This is a genomic window from Phenylobacterium sp. (assembly GCF_037138395.1).
Classification (GTDB): Bacteria; Pseudomonadota; Alphaproteobacteria; order Caulobacterales; family Caulobacteraceae; genus Phenylobacterium.
Window position 1 is genome coordinate 1 of sequence record NZ_JBAXIM010000153.1, and the last position, 5,909, is coordinate 5,909.

Annotated in this window: 7 protein-coding genes; 3 read left to right on the forward strand and 4 right to left on the reverse strand. The window is 70.0% G+C overall.

All coding sequences use genetic code 11. The features are described 5' to 3' along the window. Nucleotides 1–121: 121 nt before the first annotated feature. Nucleotides 122–331: a DUF1192 domain-containing protein gene (locus tag WCJ52_RS10995; RefSeq protein WP_336903352.1), complete on the forward strand. Its 210-nt coding sequence runs from the start codon at nucleotides 122–124 to the stop codon at nucleotides 329–331. Nucleotides 332–428: 97 nt separating this feature from the next. Continuing rightward, on the forward strand, nucleotides 429–926 hold the full coding sequence (locus WCJ52_RS11000) for a DUF1465 family protein (RefSeq protein WP_336903353.1): 498 nt from the start codon (nucleotides 429–431) through the stop codon (nucleotides 924–926). Nucleotides 927–968: 42 nt separating this feature from the next. Here the strand turns inward: WCJ52_RS11000 and rpmE are convergent, their stop codons facing one another. After that, complete coding sequence (gene rpmE / locus WCJ52_RS11005) at nucleotides 969–1,193, reverse strand: 50S ribosomal protein L31 (protein ID WP_336903354.1); 225 nt, start codon at nucleotides 1,191–1,193, stop codon at nucleotides 969–971. 120 nt (nucleotides 1,194–1,313) lie between these two features. Here rpmE and WCJ52_RS11010 point away from each other — a divergent pair, with 120 nt between their 5' ends. Further along, nucleotides 1,314–3,155: an ABC transporter transmembrane domain-containing protein gene (locus WCJ52_RS11010; RefSeq protein WP_336903355.1), complete on the forward strand. Its 1,842-nt coding sequence runs from the start codon at nucleotides 1,314–1,316 to the stop codon at nucleotides 3,153–3,155. A gap of 47 nt (nucleotides 3,156–3,202) precedes the next feature. On the opposite strand, the gene WCJ52_RS11015 is transcribed toward WCJ52_RS11010, so the two are convergent. From WCJ52_RS11015 to thiE, 3 genes are read right to left on the reverse strand one after another with little or no spacing between them, the layout of a single operon-like run. Further along, nucleotides 3,203–4,276: a glycerophosphodiester phosphodiesterase gene (locus WCJ52_RS11015; RefSeq protein ID WP_336903356.1), complete on the reverse strand. Its 1,074-nt coding sequence runs from the start codon at nucleotides 4,274–4,276 to the stop codon at nucleotides 3,203–3,205. 56 nt (nucleotides 4,277–4,332) lie between these two features. Further along, a complete protein-coding gene (locus tag WCJ52_RS11020; protein ID WP_336903357.1) occupies nucleotides 4,333–5,127 on the reverse strand; it encodes an inositol monophosphatase family protein in 795 nt (264 codons plus the stop codon). Between the two features lie 54 nt (nucleotides 5,128–5,181). Further along, complete coding sequence (gene thiE, locus WCJ52_RS11025) at nucleotides 5,182–5,847, reverse strand: thiamine phosphate synthase (protein WP_336903358.1); 666 nt, start codon at nucleotides 5,845–5,847, stop codon at nucleotides 5,182–5,184. Nucleotides 5,848–5,909 lie beyond the last annotated feature (62 nt).

Below are 5,909 nucleotides of genomic sequence, written 5' to 3' on the forward strand. Positions count from 1 at the left end.
GCGCGCCGCGCCGTGCAGGTCAGATAGTCCCAAGGGCGGCGTGCCGCCAAGGGATTCCCAAGGGCGGCGTGCCGCCAAGGGATCATGCGTCTGCCCTGCAGGGCGACCTTCGGAGGGGTCCGTGAACGAGGAACCTGAATCGCCGCGTCGCGGCCGGGGCGCCGCCCTGGACCTGGCCCTGAAGGAGGACCTGGACCTGTTCTCGGTCGGCGACCTTGAAGAGCGCATCGCCCTGCTGGAGGGCGAGATCGCCCGGTGCCGCGCCCAGATCGCCCGGAAGTCGGCGGGACGCGAGGCCGCGGACGCCCTCTTCAAAACGCCTGGGGACTGAGCCTCCGACCCCTTGCCCGAGGCGCTGAAAACGCGCACCCAAGGATTGCACAGATGCGAATCGACGGGGCGGCCAGCCCCTCGCGGGAGATCCAGGCATGACCTCGGGAGCGAATCCGGCCGTGGCCACAAAGTCGGGCGTGGTCCTGGACCTTGCGGCGGTCGAAGTCTTCGAGCGAACCCTGCGGGAAGGCCTGGACCTGGTCCAGGAGGCGTCGACCTACCTCGACGGCTCCGGCCGGATGGAGGCCCGCCGTCTCGGCCGGGAGGCCGCCTCCGACTATGCCGCCGAGAGCATGCGCCTGACCACCCGCCTCATGCAGGTGTCGTCCTGGCTCCTGGTGCAGAAGGCCGTTCGGGATGGCGAGACGCCTGCGGCGGCCGCCGCCGATCCCCGCTACCGGCTGAGCGAGCCCCGGCCCGGAAGATCCCGGCCAGGCCGGCTGCCCGACGCGCTCGCAGGCCTGTCGCAGCGCGTTGACCGCCTGTTTGAGCGGGTCGCCCGAATGGATCGCCAATTGTATCTTGAGGTCGAGGTGCCGGTGAACTCGGTGGCCTCACAGATCGACCGCCTCAGGTCAGCCTTCGCAGGCTGAGCGACAAATTACGCCTGATGTCAGCCTTCGCAGGCTGACCACCTATTTGCGTGTAAAGCCGCCGAACTTGGCGTTGAAGCGCGAGACACGGCCGCCGCGGTCCAGGAGTTGCTGGTTGCCGCCGGTCCAGGCCGGGTGGGTCTTGGGATCGATGTCGAGGTTGAGGGTCGCCCCTTCCTTCCCGTAGGTCGAACGGGTCGGATAGCTGGTGCCGTCCGTCATCACCACGGTGATGAAGTGATAGTCGGGATGGGTGTCTTGTTTCATCTCGGGGTCATCCGACGTAAAGGAGCGGCCAGTGTCAGTACGCCGCCCTCCGGGAGGCCGACGGGCGGAAAGCGGGGCTTTTACAGCAAAGCGCGCCGGTAGAGCAAGGGCGGGGTCCAGATGTCGGACGGTTTGTCGGAATCCGCGGTTGAAGGGCGTCCAAGCGCAGGCGGGGCGCTCGCGCAGGACATGCAGTCCGCCGCCGAGCGGCGCGGCTCTACGCGAAAGCTGACAGCCCTGTCGACCCTCTTGCCGATCCTGAAGGCGCACGGCTTCGAAACCTTCATCGCCTGCCTCCTGATGGTGGCGACCTCCTCGGCCACCCTGGGCATGAGCGGCGCGGTGCGCGTGTTGGTCGAACACCTGACCTCGAACCGGGGCGGGGACTCCGTGGACCGCTGGTTCTGGCTGCTGGGCGCCGTGGCCGTGGCCCTCGGCCTGTTCACCGCCCTTCGCTATTACTGGGTGACCCGGCTCGGCGAGCGGATCGTGGCCGACCTGCGCAAGTCGGTCTATGGCCACATCCTGACCCTGGACCCGGCCTTCTTCATCGCCACCCGCACGGGCGAGGTCCTGTCCCGCCTGACCACCGACATCCAGATCATCGAGAACCTGCTGGCCACCACGGCCTCGATCTTCCTCCGCAACACCCTGATCATGATCGGGTCGCTGGTCCTCATGCTCTGGGTGAGCCCCAAGCTGACCCTGCTGGTCTTGCTGATTATTCCCGTGGTCGTGGTGCCCCTGTTTCTGTTCGCCCGGCCCCTGCGCACCCTGACCACCGCGACCCAGGACGAATTCGCCCGGGCGGTTGGCCATGCCGGCGAGACCCTGGACGCCCTGGAGACCGTGCAGGCCTTCGGGCGCGAGCGGGCCGCCTCTGACCGCTTCGGCGCCGCCGTCGAACGCTCCTTCCGTACCTCCCTGAGGCGCATGTCGGCTCGGGCGGTCATGACCGCTGCGGCCATCATGTTGGTCTTCGGCGGCGTGGTCGCGGTCTTCTGGCTGGGCGTCCACGCCGGGCAGAGGGGCGAGTTGACCTGGGGCGCCCTGTTCCAGTTCGCCTTCCTTTCGGTCTTCGCCGCCAGTTCCGTCGGGGCCCTCGGGGAGATGTGGGGCGACGTCCAGAAGGCCGCCGGCGCCATGGAACGGGTGGCCGAGCTCCTGTCCGCCCAGCCGGGGATTGCGGCGCCGGCCGACGCCCAGAAACTGCCCGGGCGCGGCGAGATCCGGTTCGAGGATGTCGTCTTCGCCTATCCTGGCCGGGAGGCCGCGCCGGCCCTCAATGGCCTGACCCTCACCGTGGCACCCGGCGAGCGGGTCGCCCTGGTGGGGCCTTCCGGCGCGGGCAAGAGTACGGTCTTCCGCCTCCTCCTGCGGTTCTACGACCCCCTCGGCGGCGTCGTTCGCATCGACGGGGTGGACCTGAGGCGGGCCGATCCCCGGGACATCCGCGCCCAGGCCGCCCTGGTGGCGCAGGACAGTCCCCTGTTTTCAGGCTCGGCCACCGACAACATCGCCTTCGGCCGTGAAGGCGCGGAGCCCGACGAGATCCGCGCCGCCGCCCGCGCCGCCCAGGCGGAGGGCTTTATCGCGGGGCTTCCGGAAGGCTTCGAGACCCCCCTTGGAGAGCGCGCCCGGGGCCTGTCAGGAGGCCAGAGGCAGCGTCTCGCCATCGCCCGGGCCCTCGTCCGCCAGGCGCCGATCCTGCTCCTGGACGAAGCCACGAGCGCCCTCGATGCGGAAAACGAGAAGCTGGTCCAGGAGGCCCTCGACGCGGCCATGCGCGGGCGCACCACACTGGTCATCGCGCACAGGTTGGCCACGGTCCTGAAGGCCGACCGGATCGTGGTGATGGACGAAGGGCGGGTCGTAGAGACCGGAACCCATGCCGAGCTGACAGCCCGGGGCGGCCTCTACGCCCGCTTCGCCGCCCTGCAGTTCACCGACGCTGCGGGCTAGATCCGGTTCCGACAAACTGGAAACCGGTTTTTGGATCGAAACCGGCTCTAGGCGCCGCGGGCCGCGACGGCCAGGTCCGGGAAGTCGCTGAACAGGCCGTCGACGCCGGTGGCGAAGAGGGCCTTGAGAAGGGTCGCAACGTCGCCGTGCGCGCCCGGCTCGGTGCCGCGCCTCAGGGCTGGCGGCAGGAAGGCGTTCTCCGCCCGTACCGTCCAGGGGATGACCTTCAGCCCTGCGGCGTGGGCGTTCACCACCAGCCGAGTCGGGCCGGCCAGGGCTCCGGCGGAGTTGATGGCGATCACCTGGCGCCATTCCGGGCCGAGGGCCTGGGCGTAGCCAGCGATGGCCTTCAGCCCCTCGACCGTAACCATGTCGGCGTAGCGTACGCCCGGCAGGTCCGCGGGGCCGCCCTCGGCGGAGACGAGCTGGACGCGGGGGGCCTTGGAGAGGGTGGCAAGGGTCTTCAGGGGGCCGACCTCGAAGCACTGGACCAGGACCGGGGCTGTGGCGGAGTCGAGGCCCTCGGCCTTCAGGGCGGCGGCCATGACCGGCTCGATGGCCATTCCGCGCGCCCGGAAATAGGCCGGGTGCTTCATCTCCGGGCAGAGGCCGACGGTGCGGCCCAGGCGGGTGGACTCCCGGCGGGCCAGGTCGGCGACCTCGGCGAAGGTCAGGATCTGGTCCTCGCCGTCGTGGCGGGCGCTGTCCGGCCGCAGTTCCGGCAGGCGCTCCCGGGTCCTCAGGGTCTTGAGCTCGGCCAGGGTGAAGTCCTCGGTGAACCAGCCCTCGACCTTTTCGCCATCGATCACGCGCACGGTCTTCCGGCCTGCGAACCCGGGACGGGACGCGATGTCCGTCGTACCGCCGATCTCGTTCTCGTGGCGGGCCACCAGGGCACCGTCCTTGGTCAGGACGAGGTCCGGCTCGATGACGTCCGCCCCCTGGGCGATGGCCAGGAGGTAGGCCTGGCGGGTGTGCTCGGGACGGTAGCCGCTGGCCCCCCGATGGGCGACGACCTGCTGTCGCGGCGCGGCGGAGGCGGTGCGGGCGGAGGCCACAAGGGCTCCTGCAGCGACGAAGCCGGCCCCAAAGGCGCGGCGCGAGGGAAGATAGCTTGGCATGAGAGCCGACTAACGCAGGGGCGTGACGGTTTCGTCAAGCCGCCGTCCGGCCCGGCTCAGGCCGCGGCCTTCAGACGCTCGAGGACCAGGGGATGCAGGTCGAGGTTGGCAGCGCAGATGCTGCCGGTCTCCAGGATGTCGTCGCCGCCGTCGGCGGTGGTCACCTTGCCGCCAGCCTCGGTGACCAGCAGGAGACCCGCCGCCAGGTCCCAGGCGCTGAGGTCGCGCTCCCAGAAGCCGTCCATCCGCCCCGCAGCCACCCAGGCCAGGTCCAGGGCTGCAGAGCCAAACCGACGCACGCCGGCGACACGCTGGCTGACCTGGTGAAGTTCCTTCAGGAAGCGGGCGTGCTGGCCGTGGCCCATGAAGGGGATCCCCGTGGCGAGGACCGACTCGTCGAGCTTCTGGCGGACCGCCACCCGGAGGCGCCGGTCATTGACGAAGGCGCCCTTGCCCTTCTCGGCCCAGAACAGGTCGTTGGACACGGGGTTGTAGGTAACCGCCGCCACGATGGCCCCTTCGCGCTGAAGGGCGATGTTGATGGCGAAGTGCGGGATGGCGTGCAGGAAGTTGGTCGTCCCGTCCAGGGGATCGACGATCCAGGTGTGGGTCTTGTCCGTCCCCCCGATCAGGCCCCGCTCCTCGCCCAGGAAGTTGTAGCCCGGACGGGCCTTGGCCAGGCTCTCGAAGATGGACTGTTCGGCCTTGATGTCGGCCGCGGACACGAAGTCTGCGGCACCCTTGCGGGAGACCTGCAGCTCGGCCAGCTCGCCGAAATCTCGGTTGAGACCCCGGGCGGCTTGCCGGGCGGCGTCGGACATGACCTTGAGGAGGGCGGATTGGGTCGACATGGGTCGCGGAACCTAGTGGCCGGGCCGCCGCAAGGCAAGGTGCGGTTAGGGTGATCAGGCTCCGCCGGTACCGCTCCGGTCCGCCAGGCCCTCGCCGATGGCCACATTCAGGTCGCGCACCGCCTGGGCCTCGCCTTCCGGGTGGCTCCAGACCCCCGCCGATACCGCCAGGAAGTCGGCCCCGGCCGCCGCCAGGCCGCGGGCGGTCTCCGCGGTGATGCCGCCGATGGCGACGCAGGGCGTCTGCATGGTCTCCTGCCAGACCGACAGGGTCTCGGGTTCCGCCCGGGTCGGGGCGTCCTTGGTGGAGCTTGGGAAGAAGGCCCCGAAGGCGACATAGTCTGCGCCCTGCTCGGCGGCCTCCATGGCCAGGTGGCGGCTGTCATGACAGGTCACGCCGACGGTCCGGTCTTTGCCAACCCGGCGCCGGGCCTCGGCGCAGGGCATATCGGACTGGCCCACGTGCACCCCGTCGCAGCCGAGGCGCGCGGCCAGGTCGGGGTCGTCATTCAGGATCAGCGCGGCGTCATGCGCCCGGGCGATGGGGCCCAGTACCCGGACCGCCTCGGTGATCTCGGCTTCCGAGGCGTCCTTCAGCCTAACCTGCAGGGCGGCTACGTCCCCGGCGGACAGGGCAGCTTCCAGGCGTCCGGCAAAGACGGCGAGGTCGCCCAACTGAGGCGGCGTGATCAGGTAGAGGCGGCAGGCAGGTCGGGACATGGCCCTGTCTTAGCGCCGTCCGCCCGGACCCCCAAGGCCCCGGGCCCCGGAATGTGTTGGGA

Excerpts from the sequence above, each read along its gene's own strand:
- WCJ52_RS11020 (WP_336903357.1), bottom strand. The coding sequence starts at position 5,127 with ATGTCGACCCAATCCGCCCTCCTCAAGGTCATGTCCGACGCCGCCCGG.
- WCJ52_RS11015 (WP_336903356.1), bottom strand. The coding sequence starts at position 4,276 with ATGCCAAGCTATCTTCCCTCGCGCCGCGCCTTTGGGGCCGGCTTCGTC.
- WCJ52_RS11000 (WP_336903353.1), top strand. The coding sequence starts at position 429 with ATGACCTCGGGAGCGAATCCGGCCGTGGCCACAAAGTCGGGCGTGGTC.
- WCJ52_RS11010 (WP_336903355.1), top strand. The coding sequence starts at position 1,314 with ATGTCGGACGGTTTGTCGGAATCCGCGGTTGAAGGGCGTCCAAGCGCA.
- rpmE (WP_336903354.1), bottom strand. The coding sequence starts at position 1,193 with ATGAAACAAGACACCCATCCCGACTATCACTTCATCACCGTGGTGATG.
- thiE (WP_336903358.1), bottom strand. The coding sequence starts at position 5,847 with ATGTCCCGACCTGCCTGCCGCCTCTACCTGATCACGCCGCCTCAGTTG.